21 protein-coding genes are annotated in these 20256 nt (G+C 34.5%); 14 read left to right on the top strand and 7 right to left on the bottom strand.

The window, feature by feature from the left end:
• Window positions 1-11 precede the first annotated feature (11 nt).
• From ABN256_RS14000 to trmL, 11 genes are all read left to right on the top strand, one after another.
• Window positions 12-704 carry a WbqC family protein gene (locus tag ABN256_RS14000; protein WP_349439607.1) on the top strand — a complete coding sequence of 231 codons (693 nt, stop codon included), beginning with the start codon at window positions 12-14 and terminating at the stop codon, window positions 702-704.
• A 12-nt stretch (window positions 705-716) separates the two neighbouring features.
• Window positions 717-1682 carry a hypothetical protein gene (locus tag ABN256_RS13995; RefSeq protein WP_197269690.1) on the top strand — a complete coding sequence of 322 codons (966 nt, stop codon included), beginning with the start codon at window positions 717-719 and terminating at the stop codon, window positions 1680-1682.
• A 4-nt stretch (window positions 1683-1686) separates the two neighbouring features.
• Entirely contained in the window at window positions 1687-2682 is a 996-nt protein-coding gene (locus ABN256_RS13990; protein ID WP_072070680.1) for an NAD-dependent epimerase/dehydratase family protein, read from the top strand.
• A gap of 482 nt (window positions 2683-3164) precedes the next feature.
• A complete protein-coding gene (locus ABN256_RS13985) occupies window positions 3165-3557 on the top strand; it encodes an FAD synthase family protein (RefSeq protein ID WP_197269989.1) in 393 nt (130 codons plus the stop codon).
• Between the two features lie 16 nt (window positions 3558-3573).
• Entirely contained in the window at window positions 3574-4659 is a 1086-nt protein-coding gene (locus ABN256_RS13980) for a CDP-glycerol glycerophosphotransferase family protein (RefSeq protein ID WP_197269692.1), read from the top strand.
• Window positions 4640-5437: a glycosyltransferase family 2 protein gene (locus ABN256_RS13975; RefSeq protein WP_197269693.1), complete on the top strand. Its 798-nt coding sequence runs from the start codon at window positions 4640-4642 to the stop codon at window positions 5435-5437. Before ABN256_RS13980 ends, ABN256_RS13975 begins: the two co-directional genes overlap by 20 nt.
• A complete protein-coding gene (locus tag ABN256_RS13970) occupies window positions 5427-6725 on the top strand; it encodes a hypothetical protein (RefSeq protein WP_349439606.1) in 1299 nt (432 codons plus the stop codon). The genes ABN256_RS13975 and ABN256_RS13970 overlap by 11 nt, the downstream gene beginning before the upstream one ends.
• Window positions 6726-6754: 29 nt before the next feature.
• Window positions 6755-7456, top strand: a complete 702-nt coding sequence (locus ABN256_RS13965; protein WP_349439605.1) for a lipid II flippase family protein — start codon at window positions 6755-6757, stop codon at window positions 7454-7456.
• Window position 7457: 1 nt separating this feature from the next.
• Window positions 7458-8387: a glycosyltransferase family 2 protein gene (locus ABN256_RS13960; protein WP_349439604.1), complete on the top strand. Its 930-nt coding sequence runs from the start codon at window positions 7458-7460 to the stop codon at window positions 8385-8387.
• 33 nt (window positions 8388-8420) lie between these two features.
• On the top strand, window positions 8421-9587 hold the full coding sequence (locus ABN256_RS13955) for a nucleotide sugar dehydrogenase (protein ID WP_349439602.1): 1167 nt from the start codon (window positions 8421-8423) through the stop codon (window positions 9585-9587).
• An 11-nt stretch (window positions 9588-9598) separates the two neighbouring features.
• Window positions 9599-10102: a tRNA (uridine(34)/cytosine(34)/5-carboxymethylaminomethyluridine(34)-2'-O)-methyltransferase TrmL gene (trmL, locus tag ABN256_RS13950; protein ID WP_036933349.1), complete on the top strand. Its 504-nt coding sequence runs from the start codon at window positions 9599-9601 to the stop codon at window positions 10100-10102.
• A 67-nt stretch (window positions 10103-10169) separates the two neighbouring features.
• Here trmL and ABN256_RS13945 read toward each other — a convergent pair whose 3' ends face one another.
• The 5 genes from ABN256_RS13945 to ABN256_RS13925 all read right to left on the bottom strand — a co-directional run bounded on the left by ABN256_RS13945 (window position 10170) and on the right by ABN256_RS13925 (window position 13643).
• Window positions 10170-10730 (bottom strand): serine acetyltransferase, encoded by a 561-nt coding sequence (locus tag ABN256_RS13945; protein WP_349439601.1) that lies wholly within the window; start codon window positions 10728-10730, stop codon window positions 10170-10172.
• On the bottom strand, window positions 10730-11551 hold the full coding sequence (gene cysE, locus ABN256_RS13940) for a serine O-acetyltransferase (RefSeq protein ID WP_196554624.1): 822 nt from the start codon (window positions 11549-11551) through the stop codon (window positions 10730-10732). The genes ABN256_RS13945 and cysE overlap by 1 nt, the downstream gene beginning before the upstream one ends.
• A gap of 98 nt (window positions 11552-11649) precedes the next feature.
• Complete coding sequence (gpsA, locus tag ABN256_RS13935) at window positions 11650-12666, bottom strand: NAD(P)H-dependent glycerol-3-phosphate dehydrogenase (RefSeq protein ID WP_023583407.1); 1017 nt, start codon at window positions 12664-12666, stop codon at window positions 11650-11652.
• On the bottom strand, window positions 12666-13136 hold the full coding sequence (secB, locus tag ABN256_RS13930; RefSeq protein WP_006534205.1) for a protein-export chaperone SecB: 471 nt from the start codon (window positions 13134-13136) through the stop codon (window positions 12666-12668). The genes gpsA and secB overlap by 1 nt, the downstream gene beginning before the upstream one ends.
• A gap of 69 nt (window positions 13137-13205) precedes the next feature.
• Complete coding sequence (locus ABN256_RS13925; protein ID WP_023583406.1) at window positions 13206-13643, bottom strand: rhodanese-like domain-containing protein; 438 nt, start codon at window positions 13641-13643, stop codon at window positions 13206-13208.
• Between the two features lie 353 nt (window positions 13644-13996).
• Between ABN256_RS13925 and rimO the strand changes: the two genes are divergently transcribed.
• From rimO to ABN256_RS13910, 3 genes are all read left to right on the top strand, one after another.
• The gene (gene rimO, locus ABN256_RS13920; protein WP_072070442.1) at window positions 13997-15325 is read left to right on the top strand and encodes a 30S ribosomal protein S12 methylthiotransferase RimO; all 1329 of its coding nucleotides are present in this window, start codon (window positions 13997-13999) and stop codon (window positions 15323-15325) included.
• 215 nt (window positions 15326-15540) lie between these two features.
• A complete protein-coding gene (gene envC / locus ABN256_RS13915; protein ID WP_197269697.1) occupies window positions 15541-16833 on the top strand; it encodes a murein hydrolase activator EnvC in 1293 nt (430 codons plus the stop codon).
• A gap of 2 nt (window positions 16834-16835) precedes the next feature.
• The gene (locus tag ABN256_RS13910) at window positions 16836-17801 is read left to right on the top strand and encodes a divergent polysaccharide deacetylase family protein (protein ID WP_349439600.1); all 966 of its coding nucleotides are present in this window, start codon (window positions 16836-16838) and stop codon (window positions 17799-17801) included.
• Between the two features lie 51 nt (window positions 17802-17852).
• Here ABN256_RS13910 and tdh read toward each other — a convergent pair whose 3' ends face one another.
• Window positions 17853-18878 carry an L-threonine 3-dehydrogenase gene (gene tdh / locus ABN256_RS13905; RefSeq protein WP_349439599.1) on the bottom strand — a complete coding sequence of 342 codons (1026 nt, stop codon included), beginning with the start codon at window positions 18876-18878 and terminating at the stop codon, window positions 17853-17855.
• Between the two features lie 9 nt (window positions 18879-18887).
• On the bottom strand, window positions 18888-20087 hold the full coding sequence (locus tag ABN256_RS13900) for a glycine C-acetyltransferase (RefSeq protein WP_072070446.1): 1200 nt from the start codon (window positions 20085-20087) through the stop codon (window positions 18888-18890).
• Window positions 20088-20256: the final 169 nt, after the last annotated feature.

Here is a 20256-nt window from a genome sequence, read left to right as displayed (position 1 = left end):
AATTATACACAATGACTTTAGCTGTAATGCAACCATACTTATTTCCATATATTGGATATTACCAATTAGCTTATCATAGTGATATATTTATATTCTACGATGATGTTAACTATATTAAAAATGGCTATATAAATAGAAATAGTATTTTAACAAAAAATGGCCCTCAATTATTCACTATTCCTGTAATAAAAGCATCCAGTTTCAAAAAAATTAACGAACTATATTTTCAAGAAGATGTTAGAAAAATATTAGCATCTATATCACAAGCATATTCTAAAGCTCCCTACTTTCCTTTTATATATCCTATAATTGAAAAAGTATTAACAGACAAAAATAGAAACATTGCTCATATAGCATCAAACTCAATAATTGAAACATTTAAATATTTAGAAATTGATTTTAAATACAACTATTCATCATTAATAAATAACAATAAAAATATAAGTGCTAAAGAAAGGTTGATAGAACTTTGTAATATTTACAATTGTAGAAACTATGTAAATAGTGTAGGAGGAAAGAAACTCTATAATAAAGAGGAGTTTTTATCCAATAATATAAACCTTAACTTTATTACGCCCCAAAATGTTCACTACATACAATATAATTGCAAATCATATCAACCAAATTTGTCTATGATTGATGTATTAATGAATAATTCAAAATCTGAAGTTAAAACTTTATTAAATAAATATTTATTAGATTAAGGCTCTCATTTTATGCAAAAAGAAATAGGTGGCTATTTTGAATTAGAATCTTTAGTTAACAAACCTTGGTATGAAAATAATATAAGATTAAACAGCGGAAGATCCGCTTTATTATTATTAATTAAAATATATAATATAAAAAAACTACTTTTACCCTATTTTTTATGCAATAGTGTAAAAGAATATTTACATAAAAACATATCAAATATAAAAATAAACTACTATCATATCGACAGTAATTTCTTACCCATTATTGAAGAAGTAGAAAATTCATTTTTATATATTGTGAACTACTATGGTTTTATTTCCAACGAGACTATATTAAAATATAAAAATAAATATAAAAATATTATAATCGATAATACACAGGCTTTTTTTCAACCACCTATATCTAATGTACCCACATTATATTCTTGTAGAAAATATTTTGGTATTCCTGATGGTGCTTATTTATTTTGTAACAAAGTAATTAGTAATTCCTTTAATGATACCAAAATAAAAGATGATCTAATTCCACTGATAGGAAGAAGCGAGGAATGTGCAAGTAATTATTATGAACAGCATATAAATTGTGAAGAAAAAATTTCAAATATCCCTATACAGTCCATGTCTAAATTTTCAGAAAATATACTGGGCGCAATCGATTATGAAAAAACAATAATAAAAAGAAATACTAATTTTTCTTATTTATATAAAAACCTATCACATATTAACAGCCTTGATATATTAAAAAACACAATCCCTGATGCACCTTTTTGCTATCCTTTATTAATAAAAAACTCAGATAATTTAAAAAAACACTTAATTAAAAATAAAATATACATACCCACACTATGGCCTAATGTATTAGAGGAATGTGATAAAAGTAGTATTGAATATAACTATGCTAAAAACATACTTCCGATCCCCTGTGACCAACGATACGATATTAACGATATGAATATTATCATAAATATGATCGCTAAATATAAGGTATAACCTAATGAAAAAAATAATAATATTTGGAGCTACTGGTAATGTTGGCTCCTACCTAACCCGTTATTGTTCAGATTTCTTTAATGAGAGTAATTTTGAAATTATTGCGGTTGGTAGTCGTGAAACTAATACTTTTGATGCATATAATATAAAATATGTTAGTGTTGATATTACCAACTCAGCTGATTTTGAAAAATTACCTACTGATAATATTCATGCTGTTATGCTTTTAGCAGCAAAAATTCCATCTTATATGGATGAGTATGACCCTTATGAATATTTAAATGTAAATATCATGGGTGCTTTTAACGTATTAGAATATTGCAGAAAGGTTAAAGCTGATAGAATTCTTTATACTCAGACTGTTTTCGATATTTCATTACATGCAGGAGAAAATATTACTTTATCACCTGACTTAGAAAAGAGTTTTGATTATAAAGGTGACCATGCCGTCTATGTTATTTCAAAAAACACTGCTTTAGAATTAATTGAGCATTATCATCAAGAATATAACCTTAAAAAATTTATTTTTAGGTTACCCACTATATATAATTACAGCCCATATCATTATTATTTTCCAAATGGAAAAAAAGCTAAAAGACCTTTATACCAAATGATAGAAAAAGCAGAAAAAGGTGAAGATATCGAATTATGGGGAAACCCAAATTACGCTAAAGATATGGTTTATGTTGATGACTTTAGCCAAATGCTGTGTAAAGCGACATTAGTGAATAGAAACGAAGGTTTTTATAATATAGGTACAGGTATTCCTATTACACTCCAGGAACAGATAGAAACTATCATTGATGTTTTTTCTCCTCCAGAAAAAAAATCAAAAATCGTTTATATGCCAAATAAACCATATGGTGGCGGTTTTCTAATGGATGTATCAAATGCTAAAGAAGAGCTAGGCTATGAGCCACAATATGATTGTAAAAAACTATTTGAAGCTTACAAAGCTGAAATGAACCTAAAAAGATTCGACGAACTTCGTAAGAAATAAATATCACTTATCCAATCTCAACATTACCATCTAAATATTATGGCATTAATAATATTTAGATGGTTGCCTATCTTTTTACCCCATTCCTTTTCAGCTTATTTTTACAAACAACGGTTCTAAGTACCCAACCATCAACAAATAGAGCAGTAAAATTACTGTATCGATATATAGCGCTACTTATTAGAGAAGAGGTAGCATGTTCTTTTTGCTAGCATCTAATGATGCAATTCAGAATGATCTGGCTGAATCGAGCGTTATTCCAGTATTTATATATCCTCAATCAATGCTAAAATACCCAGCTATTACTTGACCGTCTGGTTTGAAGAGTCTACTCTCAGTGCGGTTTTCAGCATATTGATAAAGTATGCTTATATAAGAAAACCCTTATATTACAAAAGGATAAGGGTTTTTCAAGATAACTTTGGCGCTCTGGGGGCCGTAAACCCAGTGCGGTAGCTATGACTAATAAAGAGACTTTAAAAATGAAGCGTGTTATTACGTTTGGTACATTTGATGTATTTCATGTAGGTCATGTAAATATTTTAGAAAGAGCAGCCGCATTAGGTGACCATCTAATTGTTGGAATATCTTCAGATCAATTAAATTTCAGTAAAAAGCAAAGATATCCAATTTATAGTCAACAGGATAGAACAAAAATAATTTCATCATTAAAATATGTAAATGAAGTATTTTTAGAAGAATCTTTAGAACTAAAGCTTGAATATATAAGAAAATATGAAGCTGATATATTGGTCATGGGAGATGACTGGGAAGGAAGATTTGATTGGGTAAAATCTGATTGTGAAGTTATTTATCTCCCAAGAACCCCATCAATATCCACAACTGAAATTATTGAAGTTGTTAAACAACAGTAATAAAGAACAATTATTAATGAATAAGAAATTCCTAATATCACTATTGATTTTTCCTATATGCTTATTAATAAAGGTCTTCAGCAAAAAAAATAAATATTATTTTTTCTCACCGCTAGGACTAAAAGGAAATATTAGATATCTATATGATTTTTACTTATTAAAAAAAGAAGATTGTCAATCAATTACAACGAATTATATCAATAAATTAAATAATCTAGAATATATTAATTTATGTTTTTCATTGAGTTCATCTAAAGCAATTTTTTTAAGCCATGGAATTGGTGGTTTACCAATTTCCTGTATCCTAACTACTAGGGTTCAACTTTGGCACGGGTATCCTCTAAAAAAAATTCTTCTTAAAAGTCAATTTGATACCCAAAAATATCAATCAAACCTACTGAATACCACGTATTTATTTCTATATAAATTAAGAATCAAGCTTAGCTATTCATACTTAATTACATCGAATTCAATATTAGGGAATGAATTAGTAGAGAGCTTTAATTATAAAACTAATAAAATTCTTTTTTATGGAAGTCCTTCTCAGGAAAAAGCTGAACAAACAAAAATAAAAAATAATCATGGTAGTTATAAAATATTGTATCTTCCTACATGGAGAGATGGTAGCGATGATATTATAAAAATTGTAAGTTCACTTATCTATTCATTAGATTATCACTTCATGCATGAAAATGAATTTAAACTTGATATTAAACTACATCCATATGATATGATTAAAATAAAAAAAATAGATAAAAATGAATATATAAATTTTATTTCTCATGACGTAGAAGATATGATCGAATTTTATAGTGACTATGATTGTTTGATAACAGATTATTCTAGCGCTTGCTTTGAATACGCCCCTACAGGTGGAAAAGTGATATTTTTTACTCCTGATTTAGAAAAGTATACTAATCAGAGAGGATTCACTATAAATTACAGTGAATTAACTCAAGGTAAAAACACTAATAACATAAATGAATTAAAAGTTGCTATAATGCGAGCAAAGAATAATAACGAATATTCATTAGATTATAAAAAATATGTTGGTGTGAGTGATAACTGTATGGAATTAATTTATGTTAAATTCAATAGATGATATTGCTGTTAGTGTTATAATGCCTGTTTTTAATGGCGAAAATTTCATGCCAGAATCTATTAACTCAGTTTTAGATCAAACCTTTAAAAATTGGGAATTACTTATTATTGATGATCATTCAACTGATAATAGCTATGCGATAGCAACGGAGTATTCAAATAAATTTAACAATATTAAAGTATTTAAAACGCAAGAAAAGCAAAGTGGTGCATCAAAAGCTCGAAATATTGGTATCTTAAATTCAACTAAAAGATTTATAGCATTTTTAGATTGTGATGATTATTGGACTAAAGATAAACTAGAAAAACAGTTATATCTTCTTATAAAAGAAAATGCTCATTTTTGTTATGGGTCATATAATATATTTGATAGTAGAGATAATAAAAAATTAGGTACATTTATCCCTAGTAATAGGATAAATTATTATACCTTACTAAAAGGGTGTGATATTGGTTGTCTAACTGTAATATATGATACCAAATTTTTAGGTAAATGCTATTTTCCAAATACTGTTAAAGAAGATTATGCTTTATGGCTACAGATAGCAAAGAAAAACAATATTCATTTCATTCTATGCAAAGATATTATCGCTTATTATAGACTATCACAAAATTCACTATCTTCAAATAAATGGAAAGAAATCACTAGACAATATAAAATTTATAAAGATGTAGAGAAGCTCAATATATTTCAATCCTCCTTTTATATGATATCATATGTTTTTTATGGAGTGAAAAAACACTATTTAAATTATAGAGGAAAAAAAATTGAGTTGTAGCCACTCTTTATTAGGAAAAGATTTATTTAAAATAATTTTATTTTTTTCTATATTTTGCTCATTTAATTTCATTCCATTTATTTCAGCTGAAATACAGCCAATAATTGGTATATTTATAATCTTATTTAGTATATTTAGTTTTATTTTTTTCCAAAAAATAAGTAAAAGTGGATTAGTAGTTCTTTTTTTCTTTATTATTTTACTACCATCTCTTACTTATGGAATAAAAGATGGATTATCTAATGCCGCCACATATTTTATGTATATGATTGGACCTGCTATATTTTGCTATTTCTATAAAAATTTTGACTTATTAAGCACAAAACAAATAAAGTTTTATACTTATATTTTTATATGCTTTTCAATTATTCAAACATTATCCCCAGAGTTCATAAATAATTTAATTAATCCTTATTTTGAATTATTAATAAAACGAGCTAGATTTGGAACTTATGGAGATATGCGTGGGGTTGGAATATTATACTCAGAACCAGCACATGCTGCAAAGTATATCTTTTTGATTTTTATCTTTATAATATCCTATAGACTTACACCTCATATATATACTAGAAATAGTAATTTCAAAACCGCTTTTCTCATTATACTTACCTTTATTTGTGTCATTTTAAATAAAAGTGCATCTTTATACTTTATGTTTTTATTGCTATTAGTTATATTTTTGTTCTTTTATTTCTTTAGAATAAGCTCACCTAAAATAATAATTTCCTCTTTAATTTTAATTATATTACCCTTCTACATATGGTTAAGCTATACTTTTAATATTGGAGTTATTCTTCCTACAAGGATTTCTAGTTTAATTGACTCATTTTGGATGGTTAAAGACAGATTCACTTTAAATGATATCCAATACTTTGGGAGTATAAGGCTTATATCTGTCATTTCAGGATATGTAGGTGGTATTATTGAGCCGATGGGTGTTGGTATTGGCAATGGTGGAAAAGAGATATTTCTAATTATGAATCAGGTTGGTTTTGATACTAATTCAATTACATTTTTAACAACTCAAAATGTAGAATTTTTAAAACCAAACTCATATGGGGCTCAAATTGCATTAGAAAGCGGGTTATTAGGATTAATTTCAATTATTATTTTATCTACATACTGTCTTTGTCAAATTAGAGTAAATTCAAATACTAACTGCTTTTATAGTTCAGTTTTAGTCATTTCTATATTTCAAATTCTATTTTTCAGTACAACAACAGTTACTGCACCTTGGTTAATGCTTGCTCTTTCACTATATGCTTTAAAACGGTTGAATTTTAGATGAATATTTTTTACGATTATTGGTGCTTATTTGTGATTCCATTTCTTTATGGAATGATGTTATTTATAGAGTTTATATCACAGTATAGTCGTGTTGCTGGATATTTTATTGATAAAAATGCAATTGCATATTCACTACAAAACACAACATTCACTTTAACCCGTTTTTTCTCTGTATTATTAATGCCTCTCATTGGTTTCATGGTTGATAAAAATTATCAACCTAGTATTTTTTTATTATGTGTCATAATATCTTTCTATTTTGTATTCATTCTTGGCTCCTTAGTATTTTTCTTAAGAAGAAGAATATGCTACTTCTATATCGGTTTTATTGAAAAATACGTTTCTGGTTATGGTTTAATAAAATCTTTTTTTAAATCTTTTCACTTAAATAAAAATTATGATATCTCAGAATTAAATCATTATAAAATAGATATAAAATATTTTTTTATTTCTGTTTTTATCTATGCCATTCATGCATTAGGTGTTTTTGTAACATTTTATTTTGCTTTAATATCTCCAGAGAATAAAATAATGATTACTCAGACATCGGGTATAATTAATGCTTTTGCAACTTTACTTTTAACATTTAAGATTGATCCTGCTTTATCCGTTGCAATAGAGAAAAGAACTAATTTTATATCTTCTTTTATGTCTATATTTTATGCTCGTTTATTTGTTTTCTTTTTTGTAGCACCATTCATATTCTTTATTATTTATAAGGTATTCCAATAAAATGAAATTTTCAATAATTGTTCCTCTGTATAATAAAGAGTTATATATTAATAAAACCATAAATTCAGTATTGAATCAAACCTATCAAAACTTTGAAATTATTATTGTAGATGATGGCTCAACTGATAATAGCCTTTTTATAGCTAAAAATATTTTAGATCCTCGTATAATCATTATCGAACAAGAAAATGCCGGTGTTTCTGTTGCCAGAAACACTGGAATAAAACATTCCTCTGGCGATTTTTTAGTTTTTTTAGATGCTGATGATATTTATTTACCAAATGCACTTGAGCATTTTAATAATCTAATAAATACTTATCCTAAAAATAACTTTTTCTGTACAAATTATTATCGAGTAGATGAAAAAAATCGAAAAAAAGCCATTGATGTTGATAAAATATTAGGACATGATTATACACATTCTGTTATAAATAATTTTTTCTATATTGCAGCATTTCACCCAGGATCATTCCCATGCTGTGTATCTACTTTTTGTATAAAAAGAAAAGCATTATTAGAAAAAAATATTTTTTTCCCTAGTGGCATTACACATACTGAAGATATTTACTTCTGCTCACTACTTGCTATAAACTTTCAAACAGTTTTCTCAAGAGAATGTATTTATGAATATTATATTAATAATATAGGAAACTCTAGAAACACACGACCAACCAATGAACGCTATATTATCACAGAGTTAAAAAAAATAGTTAACAAAGACAAATGGATAAAGTTTTTTATTACAAAAAATATTATTCATTTAATATATAATTGCCTAGAACTTGGTAGTTATCATGACTATAAAAAACATAAAGCAGATCCATATTTCAAATATAAGAATACTATTGGAAGTTATAAATTACACTTTTTCATATTGAAAATTTTACCTTACCCATTAGCTAAGATTTTATATTCCTATAAAAAAAAATAAAGTAAGATGTTAATATCTTAAATAAGAGAAACTATGAAAATCACCATCTCCGGTACCGGCTATGTCGGTCTATCTAACGGAATACTTCTTTCCCAAAAAAACAAAGTTGTTGCGTTAGATATCAATAAAGAAAAAGTTGAATTACTGAACAAAAAAATCTCTCCAATTACAGACAAAGAAATTGAAGAGTTTTTAGCAACCAAAGAGCTCGACTTTACAGCAACATTAGATAAAGAATTCGCTTATAAAGATGCTGAGTTCGTTATCATTGCAACCCCAACCGATTACGATCCTAAAACAAACTACTTCAATACCTCTTCTGTAGAGTCTGTGATCCGTGATGTTTTAGAATATAATCCAAACACGACAATGATTATTAAATCAACCATTCCTGTTGGTTTTACAAAAGAAATGAGAGAAAAATATAATACGAATAATATTATCTTTTCTCCTGAATTCTTACGTGAAGGTCGTGCGCTTTACGATAACTTATACCCTTCTCGTATTGTGATTGGTGAACAATCAGAAAGAGCACAAAAATTTGCGGACCTTTTACAACAAGGCGCATTAAAGAAAGATATTGATGTTCTTTTTACAGACTCAACAGAAGCAGAAGCAATTAAATTATTCGCAAACACTTATTTAGCGCTACGTGTTGCTTACTTTAATGAATTAGATAGCTATGCCGAATCTTATGGTCTGAACTCAAAACAAATTATTGAGGGTGTCTGCTTAGATCCTCGTATCGGTAATCATTACAATAACCCATCATTCGGTTATGGCGGTTACTGCTTACCAAAAGACACTAAACAACTATTAGCAAACTACGATTCTGTTCCTAATAATATTATTAGTGCAATCGTAGAAGCTAACCGCACACGTAAAGACTTTATTGCAGACTCTATTATTGCAAAATCACCAAAAGTCGTCGGTGTGTATCGTTTAATTATGAAGTCGGGTTCTGATAATTTCCGTTCTTCTTCTATCCAAGGCATTATGAAACGTATTAAGGCCAAAGGGATTGAAGTGGTAATTTATGAGCCAGAGATGAAAGAAGAAACTTTCTTTAACTCAAGATTAGTTCGTGATTTAAATGAGTTTAAATCAATCTCTGATGTGATTATTACAAACAGAATGGCATCTGCACTAAACGATGTTGAAGAAAAAGTTTATACTCGTGATCTCTTTGGTAACGATTAAACCTATTTTTTATGCTCAATATCGTCTTATTTGAACCCGAAATTCCACCGAATACGGGTAATATTATCCGCCTGTGTGCTAACACAGGCTTTCATCTTCATTTGATCCAACCTTTGGGTTTTACTTGGGATGATAAACGCCTACGTCGCGCAGGGCTTGATTATCGTGAATTTGCTGATATTAAACAGCACCACGATTACTATGCTTTTTTAGAAAGTGAAGGTTTAAACCCAGATAATGCACAATCACCGACAGGTGCGCGTGTATTTGCGTTAACGACAAAAGGTACACCAGCACATAGCAATGTGAGCTATCAAGATGGAGATTATCTCCTTTTTGGACCTGAAACCCGTGGGTTACCGCCTTATGTATTGGATAATATGCCAACACAGCAGAAAATCAGAGTTCCAATGCTTGCTGATAGTCGCAGTATGAACCTATCAAACACCGTTGCTGTTGTGGTTTTTGAGGCATGGCGTCAACTCGGTTATCCTGGTGCATTGCTAAGAGACTGAAATTAAAAAGCGCTGATCATAAATAATGACTAGCGCTTTTTTTATTTCAAACAGCTAAAAATTTAATTTATGACTCTGATAATTGTCTGATTTCGGCAACAACTTTTGTAATATACCGACACTCTTCTCCCACATCCTTTAATACTAATGCGTGAGCACCAATTACTGCATTATCACCAATCTCTATCTCACCACCGATAATCGAAGAATTACAACCAATATAAACATGGTTGCCAACTCGAATATCTGCTTTGCCATCCTTTTCTTTTACTCCAATGGTCACACCTTGCATTAAGGTTACGTTCTCACCTAATTGGCAGTAATTAGTCAGTACAATCCCGATTGGATGTGGTAACGAAAGGCCTTTACCTATGCGAGTTCTTAATGAGATATCGTTACAATATTTACGATTGTTTTTAGCACCAATACGAATGCCTAATTTTTTAAGAAAACGATTTTTAGAAAAATAAAAGAATTGGGCGACACGCCACCAAAATAGGTAACGTGAACGTTGGCAAAAAAAGACACGGTGAAAAAGACGTATCCAACTAAAAGGCTTGTTATCGCCAATATACTCGGCGTGTAAGCAAGCCTTAAGTTCAGAAAGTGTAACTTCTGCTAATGCCATTAAATGCCATCACCACATTCAAAACCCGGCACCACACCATTAAAGTGTTGATCCATATCGAATGAAGGCTTGTCACTGGTAGGTTTACCGACAATGCGAGCAGGAACGCCAGCAACGGTAGTGTGTGCAGGAACTTCATGTAAAACGACTGATCCCGCACCAATTTTGGCACCGCGACCAATCTCAATATTACCAAGGATTTTAGCACCCGCACCAATCATCACACCTTCACGGACTTTAGGGTGACGATCTCCCCCTGTTTTACCTGTCCCGCCTAAAGTGACAGACTGTAGGATTGAGACATCGTTCTCAACAACTGCTGTTTCACCAATCACAATACCTGTTGCGTGATCAAGCATAATACCGTGGCCAATGCGCGCAGCAGGGTGAATATCGACACCAAAGGTCACAGAAATTTGATTTTGCAGATAAACAGCAAGGGCTTTGCGATCTTGGTTCCACAACCAGTGAGCTATACGATAAGCTTGTAAGGCATGAAAGCCTTTTAAATAAAGCAGTGGTGTTGAGTATTTATCAACAGCCGGATCACGCAAGCGAACCGCTGAAATATCATAAGCAGCACATTCAATCATCGAGGCATCGCTACGATATGCTTCTTCAACAATTTCACGAACAGCAATCGCAGGCATAGTCTGAGTCGCTAATTTATTCGCCAGCATATAACTTAAGGCACTACCTAAGTTTTCATGCTTGAGTAATGTCGCATGGAAGAAGCTCGCCAAAATAGGCTCACAATCCGCCAAACATTTAGCTTCACCTTTAATATGATCCCAGACTTTTTTTAGTTCTTCTAGCGACATGCTCACTCTCATTCTTTTACATTGAAGCCTAAGTAAAAACTTAGGCTTCTTATGTTTAAAACCAAAACTGATGCCTTAAGCAACTATCTAAAATAGACTTAGAATAGATTACTGTCTATCTCATCTTTAGTGGCTCTACCTAATAAAGATAATGCCGCTTCTTTCGCGTCTTTATGCTGATATAAAATTTGGTAGATCTGCTCAGTAATAGGCATTTCAACACCAACTTGTTCTGCTAATGCGCGGACTTCCTTGGTATTGCGATAGCCCTCAACTACTTGACCTATTTTTTCTTGTGCCGTATCAACATCAAGCCCTTGACCTAACATCATGCCAAACCGACGATTACGAGATTGGTTATCGGTACAGGTTAAAACTAAATCCCCCAACCCCGCCATTCCCATAAACGTTGCGGCATCTGCACCTAATGCTTTACCTAAACGACTCATTTCAGCAAGGCCACGAGTAATTAGTGCTGTACGTGCGTTCGCACCAAACCCCATACCATCAGACATACCTGCGCCAATAGCAATCACGTTTTTTACCGCGCCACCTAATTGCACACCGATAAAGTCAGGATTTTTATACACACGAAAACTTTTACCACAATGGAACAACTGTTGTAACTCTTCAGAAAAGGTGTTGTCCGTTGATGCAACAGAAATCGCAGTAGGCAGACCTGCAGCAAGTTCTTTGGCAAAAGTAGGGCCAGATAAAACTGCAAGCGGGATTTCATTACCTAATACTTCACGCGCTACATCTTGCAATAAGCGACCAGTATGAGCCTCAAGTCCTTTTGTCGCCCAAACAACACGTGCATCCTGACGTAAAAAGGGTTTGATCTGCTGTAATACGTCACCAAAAACATGGCTTGGGATCACAACCAGAATATTACGGCTGGCTTCAATGGCTTTTTGCAAAGAAGCTTCCATGTATAAACTATCAGGAAAGGAAACATCGGGCAGAAATGCCTGATTACAGCGTGCTTGTTCTAACGCCGCAACATGCTCAGGATCATGACCCCAAAGCACAACATCATGGCCATTGCGCGCTAAGGTAATCGCTAAAGCGGTGCCGTATGAACCGGCACCGATAACTGTCATAGAAGCGTTCATTAAGCTTCTTCAGCCCCTTCATTAGCTGCATCAGTTTGTTGCTGTTGTAAATAGTTCATAAACAACGCATCAAAGTTAACTGGTGCTAAGTTCAGTTGTGGGAAAGTACCACGGCTGACTAAGTTAGTGATACATTCACGAGCATAAGGGAACAGAACGTTAGGGCAATATGCACCTAAGCAATGTGCTAATTGAGTGCCTTCAATGCCTTCAACAGTGAAGATACCCGCTTGTTGCACTTCACACAGGAATGCAGTCTCGTTATCCATAGTTGCAGTTACAGTGACACGCAAAATAACTTCATACACGTTTTCAGCTAAAGTATTAGAAGATGTATCTAGATCTAATTTAACTTCTGGTTGCCACTCTTTTTGGAAAACTTGTGGAGCATTAGGCGCTTCAAAAGAGATATCTTTTGTATAGATACGCTGAATTTGAAAAGTCATCTCTTGGTTTTGCTGTTCTGACATAATAATCTTACCTTTTTATATCCTTATTAATTGAATAGCAGTAAGTATAGAACTCAATCTGCTCGCTCGTTATTTTTTACCCTTAGCCAGTGGTAAATTTTCACCACTCCAGCCTGAAAGACCATCTTTTAAGATAAAGACTTTTTCAAAACCGAGTTTAATTAGGCTTTCAGCAGGTTTTGCACCTTCAATGCCTGACGGTGATACAACAATAACTGGCTGTGATTTATATTTCTCCAGCTCAGCAATATTATTATTTTTGATTTCAGAAGGCGTTAAATTGATAGAATCAATGATGTGTCCTTTACGGAATTCATCACGGCTACGGATATCAACACATACCGCATTCTCTTTATTTATCAAAGAAATCGCTTCTGTACGGGAAATATTTTTCGTCTTAGAAAAAAGCCCTTTAAAGGTCAATACAATGACCGCCACCAGCAGCGCAACCCAAACAAAACTTAACAGGGTGTGCCGGTTGAAAAATTGCATTACTTCTTGCAGCATAGGATGCAATCACTCTCGTTAGTTAAAAATAGTATCAAAGAGCCAAAGTATACCTTTGTCATGGCGCAATTACAGCCTATTCCTGCGTTTCTCTTTCAGTTTTTGCGGAAAGTTTCTCAACAATCATTTTTTTTATTGACGGATTTATGTACCATTAGCACCGGATTTATGAAAAATGATGAATTAAAAAGGTCACCCCTTTTTACTCTACAAGATCCCTCTTCAGGCAAGCTATTAATAAATCAGCATCCCTTATAATGGCTATTTACGTAGAAATTACCCTTTGCGTAAAATTCATACCTGTCTGAGAAACAACAATCTGTTATTTATTTAAAAGTATTGAGAACACGAGCATGTCGCAAACAAATCAAGTGCCTAAAATTGGATTCGTTTCATTAGGTTGTCCTAAAAATTTAGTGGACTCTGAACGTATCCTAACCGAACTGCGCACAGAAGGTTATCAAGTTGTTCCTACCTATAATGATGCTGATTTAGTCATCGTCAACACCTGTGGGTTTATTGACAGCGCAGTACAAGAATCACTAGAAGCAATAGGTGAAGCACTCGATGAAAACGGTAAAGTCATTGTTACCGGTTGTTTAGGTGCAAAAGAGAATCAAATTCGTGAAGTGCACCCAAAGGTACTCGAAATCACAGGGCCTCATAGTTATGAACAAGTTTTATCACATATTCATCACTATGTGCCAAAACCTGATCACAACCCTTTTATCAGCCTTGTACCCGAACAAGGTGTCAAGTTAACACCTCGCCATTACGCCTATTTGAAAATTTCTGAAGGTTGTAATCATCGTTGTACGTTCTGCATCATCCCATCCATGCGTGGTGATTTAGATAGTCGCCCAATTGGTGAAGTATTAAATGAAGCCAAAAGATTAGTCAACGCAGGGGTAAAAGAATTACTGGTTATCTCACAAGATACGTCTGCTTATGGTGTTGATACTAAGCACCAAACAGGGTTTTGGGATGGAATGCCAGTTAAAACCAGTATGGTGAGTTTATGCGAACAGCTCGCAAAATTAGGGATTTGGGTTCGCTTGCATTATGTTTACCCATACCCACATGTTGATGATGTTATTCCTTTAATGGCTGAAGGCAAAATTTTGCCTTATTTAGATATTCCATTACAGCACGCAAGCCCGAAAGTTTTAAAACTAATGAAGCGCCCTGGCTCCGTTGAGCGCACCTTAGAGCGTGTAAAACGCTGGCGTGAAATTTGTCCTGAATTAACCTTACGTTCTACTTTTATTGTTGGTTTTCCGGGTGAAACAGAAGAAGATTTCCAAATGTTATTGGATTTTCTCACCGAAGCACGTTTAGATCGTGTAGGTTGCTTTAAATACAGCCCTGTTGATGGCGCGAAAGCGAATGAATTAGCCGATCAAGTACCTGAAGAAGTAAAAGAAGAACGCTATCACCGTTTTATGAAACTACAACAACAAATTTCGACTGAACGCTTACAAGAGAAAATTGGCAAAGTGCTACTTGTGATGATTGATGAAGTCGATGAAGAAGGCGCTATTGGTCGAAGTATGGCTGATGCACCTGAAATTGATGGTGCAGTTTACCTTAACGAGCAGTTTGATGTAGAGCCAGGACAAATCGTTCGTGTTCTTATTGAACACGCAGATGAATATGACCTTTGGGGTACTATCGTCGAATAATTTCTCTCGTGGACAGCGTGATATTTTATTGCGCTGTCACACGGATTGCCTCTTTTTTCCTCTCTCCTTCTATTATTGCTTTATAATCTCTTATTAATTGAATAGATTACCTGTTAGGTATTATCTGAAATTTCGGCTTTATTTCATGTTAGCTGGTCAGTTGTTTTGTGGCATGAAATAATCTTACAAACTGTTATGAAAGGTACGTTGGTCAGATGGCAGAGAAAATGGATCTTCAAAAAAAAACACATCAGTCTTATCGTGTATTTTCTTTACCGTTAATCACGTTGCTTATTAGTACCACTCTATTTTCAGCCACTCCTGTTTTTGCCAATTCATTAACAGATAATCGCAATCAACTAAAAGATCTACAAACCACGATTGCGGAAAAAGAAAAACAAGTTCAAGAACAACAAAAACAACGAACTGCGCTTCTTAATCAATTAAAAACACAAGAGACACAAATCTCTAATGCAGGTCGTTCAGTGCATGAAACTCAAAGTCGCTTACAAACTTTAGGTAAAGAGATCAAAACAATTACCGCGAATATTGCACGCCTACAAAAACAATATCATTCACAACAAGCGTTATTAGCCCGTCAAATGGACGCCGCTTATCGTCAGGGTAAACACCAAGGTATTGAACTCTTATTTCGTGGTGAAGAGGGTCAGCGTGAAGAGCGTATTTTGGCGTATTACAGCTATATCAATGATGCACGAAAAGAGACAATGGCCGAACTGGCTCAAACATCAAAAGAACTGGAAGCGGAAAAAACCGCGCAGCAAGCAAAACAAAACGAACAAAAACAAGTCTTAACTAAACAGCAGCAAGAAAAACAAAAGCTTGATAACGCATTAGCGGCTCGACAAAAAACACTAACTCAACTTGAATCCACCTTAAAAGCGGATCAGAAAAACTTAGCCACTATGCGAGCTAACGAAGCCCAATTAAGAAATAAAATCGCACAAGCAGAGCGAGAAGCTAAAGCCCGCGCAGAGCGAGAGGCTCGAGAGGCTGCCCGCATTGCCGCTAAACAACGTGAAGCCCAACAGCGAGGTTCAACCTATAAACCAACGGCTGAAGAGCAATCATTGATGTCACGTACAGGTGGTTTAGGCAAACCCGCAGGACAAGCAATTTGGCCAATTAGAGGCTCTTTATTACACCGTTTTGGTGAATCTATTTCTGGCTCTGGTGAATTGCGTTGGAAAGGAATTGTTATACCTGCAGCCCAAGGCACTGAGGTAAAAGCGATTGCTGATGGTCGTGTATTACTTGCAGATTGGCTTCAAGGTTATGGTTTGGTTGTCGTGGTTGAACACGGAAAAGGTGATATGAGCCTTTACGGTTATAACCAAAGTGCTTTAGTAAATGTCGGTCAGCAAGTAAAAGCAGGCCAATCTATTGCTTTAGTCGGTAATAGTGGTGGACAAGAGCGTTCAGCACTCTATTTTGAAATTAGACGTCAAGGAAAAGCAGTGAACCCTGTTCCTTGGCTTGGGAGGTAGGTTTGAAATTACTTGGCACATTACAACGCAAGAGTGCTTTTTTACTTAGTTTAATGTTGCTAAGTCTGGTTGTGAGTACACCTGCATTTGCGGCCAAATTAGCCATTGTGATTGATGATTTTGGTTATCGTAAAAAAGAAGATAACCAAATTTTACAACTTCCAACTGCGGTTTCTATTGCCATTTTGCCTGACTCACCTCATGGTAAAGAAGTGGCGAATAAAGCCCATGCACAAGGGCGGGAAATTCTCATCCATATGCCCATGGCTCCTATCAGTAAACAGCCTTTAGAGCGTGATACCCTAAAACCGTCAATGGATCAGGCTGAAATTAATCGCATTATTCAACATGCTATTAATAATGTGCCTTACGCCGTCGGTATGAATAACCATATGGGCAGTGCAATGACATCAGATAGACAAGCGATGGATAGAGTCATTAAAGCGCTTAATCACTCAAACCTCTATTTTTTAGATAGCGTAACCATTGGTAATACACAAGCTGCCATTGCAGCTAAAGCCGCGGGTGTTCCCTCTTTGCGTCGTCATGTTTTTCTCGATAACGTGCAAACAGAAGCTGAGACTCGCCAACAACTTGCTCGTGCAATTGCTTTAGCGCGAAAAAATGGCTCAGCCATCGCTATTGGACACCCTCATCCTTCTACCGTCAGAGCATTGCAACAACAACTGCCTTTACTCCCAGCGGATATTCAACTAGTCGCACCAAGTAGTCTATTAAAACCACAAATAGAAAAACCAGCACAGCCCGAACCACCAAAAGTTGTACCACCTACAGAACAACCGCAAGAGCCAAAACCTGCCACATGGTTAAAACCCGCACAAGATGCGATTATTTCGATGAAGAAAAGTACGCTGATTAATACGTTATCCAATGGATTTGGCTCATCAGAAAAAAAGAATTTACCCAACCCACCTAATCCTAATTCAATGGGTGAAATTGAAAAGTAATGCAATAAAAAAGAGCCTTGAAAGGCTCTTTTTTGGCTTAATAAGCACTCATTACTGCCAATCTAAAATCACTTTACCTGATTGACCTGAACGCATGATATCAAAGCCTTTCTGGAATTCATCAATTGAGAATTGATGAGTAATAATTGGAGTAAGATCAAGACCAGACTGGATAAGCGCGGCCATTTTGTACCACGTTTCAAACATTTCACGACCATAGATACCTTTAATAAACAGCCCTTTAAAGATAACTTGTCCCCAATCAATTGCCATATCCGAAGGTGGAATACCTAAAAGGGCAATACGGCCACCATGATTCATGGTATTAAGCATAGTACGAAACGCTGGAGGTGCCCCAGACATCTCTAATCCCACATCAAAACCTTCTGTCATGCCTAATTCTTTCATAACATCGATTAGGTTTTCTTTGCTAACATTAACAGCTCGGGTAACACCCATTTTTTTCGCGAGATCAAGACGATATTCATTAACATCAGTGATCACCACATGGCGAGCACCTACATGTTTACAAATTGCAGCAGCCATAATTCCAATGGGGCCAGCGCCAGAAACCAGCACATCTTCACCCACTAAATCAAAAGATAATGCGGTATGTACAGCATTACCAAAAGGATCAAAAATAGCGGCTAATTCATCAGGAATGTTGTCTGGAATTTTAAACGCATTAAAAGCTGGAATAACCAGATATTCAGCGAAGCAGCCTGGACGGTTTACACCAACACCAATAGTATTACGGCATAAATGAGTGCGACCACCACGACAATTACGACAATGCCCACAAGTGATATGCCCTTCACCCGAGACACGATCACCAATATTAAAGCCTTTAACTTCTTGCCCTATCGCAACAATCTCACCGATATATTCATGGCCAACGACCATAGGCACAGGAATTGTTTTTTGTGACCACTCGTCCCAGTTATAAATATGAACATCAGTGCCACAAATCGCTGTTTTACGAATTTTGATCATCACATCGTTATGACCAAGTTCAGGTACTGGAACATCGGTCATCCAAATACCTTCTTGTGCTTTTAATTTTGACAATGCTTTCATATGGGAGCCTTATGCAATCACATTAAGTTGTTTACCAATTTTAATAAATGCCGCCACTGCCCGTTCAATTTGCTCTGGAGTATGTGCAGCCGACATTTGCGTACGTATACGTGCTTGCCCTTGTGGTACAACAGGATAGAAGAACCCTGTGACATAAATCCCTTCATCAAGTAAACGAGTTGCAAATTCTTGCGCTAATTTAGCTTCACCTAACATCACTGGAATAATCGCGTGATCGGCACCTGCCAATGTAAAACCTGCGGCACTCATTTTTTCACGGAAAAGTGAGGCATTGCGCCATAAACGATCACGAATTTCATCACCTGATTTCAACATCTCTAATACGGCAATAGAGGCTGAAACAATGGCAGGTGCTAATGAATTGGAGAATAAATAAGGGCGAGAACGTTGACGTAACCACTCGACCACTTCTTTACGAGCCGCTGTATAACCACCAGAGGCACCACCTAGCGCTTTACCTAAAGTGCCTGTGATAATGTCAACTCTTCCCATTACATCGCAATATTCATGAGTGCCCCGACCTTGCGCTCCCACAAAACCCACGGCATGAGAATCATCAACCATCACTAATGCACCAAATTCATCTGCTAAATCACAAATAGATTTGAGATCGGCGATCACGCCATCCATTGAAAACACACCATCAGTAGCGATCATGATATGGCGAGCATTATCTGCTTTGGCTTTTTCGAGTTGTATGCGCAGTTCGGCCATATCGTTATTGGCATAGCGATAGCGTTTAGCTTTGCATAAACGCACACCATCAATAATAGACGCATGGTTTAAGGCATCAGAAATAATGGCATCTTCTGGGCCCATTAGTGTTTCAAATAGTCCACCATTGGCATCAAAGCAAGATGAATACAAAATGGCATCTTCCATACCCAAAAATTCAGCAATTTTATTTTCTAATGTTTTATGTGAATCTTGAGTACCACAAATAAAACGGACAGATGCCATACCAAACCCGTGGCTATCCATACCTGCTTTTGCGGCTTCAATCAGCTTGGGATGATTTGCTAAACCTAGATAGTTGTTAGCACAGAAGTTAATAACATGGCTTCCGTCAGCAACGGCGATATCAGCACTTTGTGAAGAGGTGATGATGCGCTCATTTTTAAAGAGGCCATCTTGACGAGTTTGTTCGAGTTGTTGATTAATTTGTTGATAAAATGCGGGAGTAGACATACTTTCTCCTAAGACAGCAAGCTGAAAAGCGAAACATAAATATTTTGACTATAATATAGTCAGCTTTGTTTCTTATTCTATGCCTTTGTTCTATTAAAAACGACAAATGTAAATAAATAATGTTATTTATGTAATTAAGATCACTAATACACACTGCATTTTTTGAGAA

It is taken from the genome of Proteus sp. fly-1008 (assembly GCF_040140305.1).
GTDB classification, from domain to species: domain Bacteria; phylum Pseudomonadota; class Gammaproteobacteria; order Enterobacterales; family Enterobacteriaceae; genus Proteus; species Proteus vulgaris_B.
Note: the sequence above shows the minus strand (reverse complement) of the source record. Positions and strands in the feature narration are given on the sequence as shown.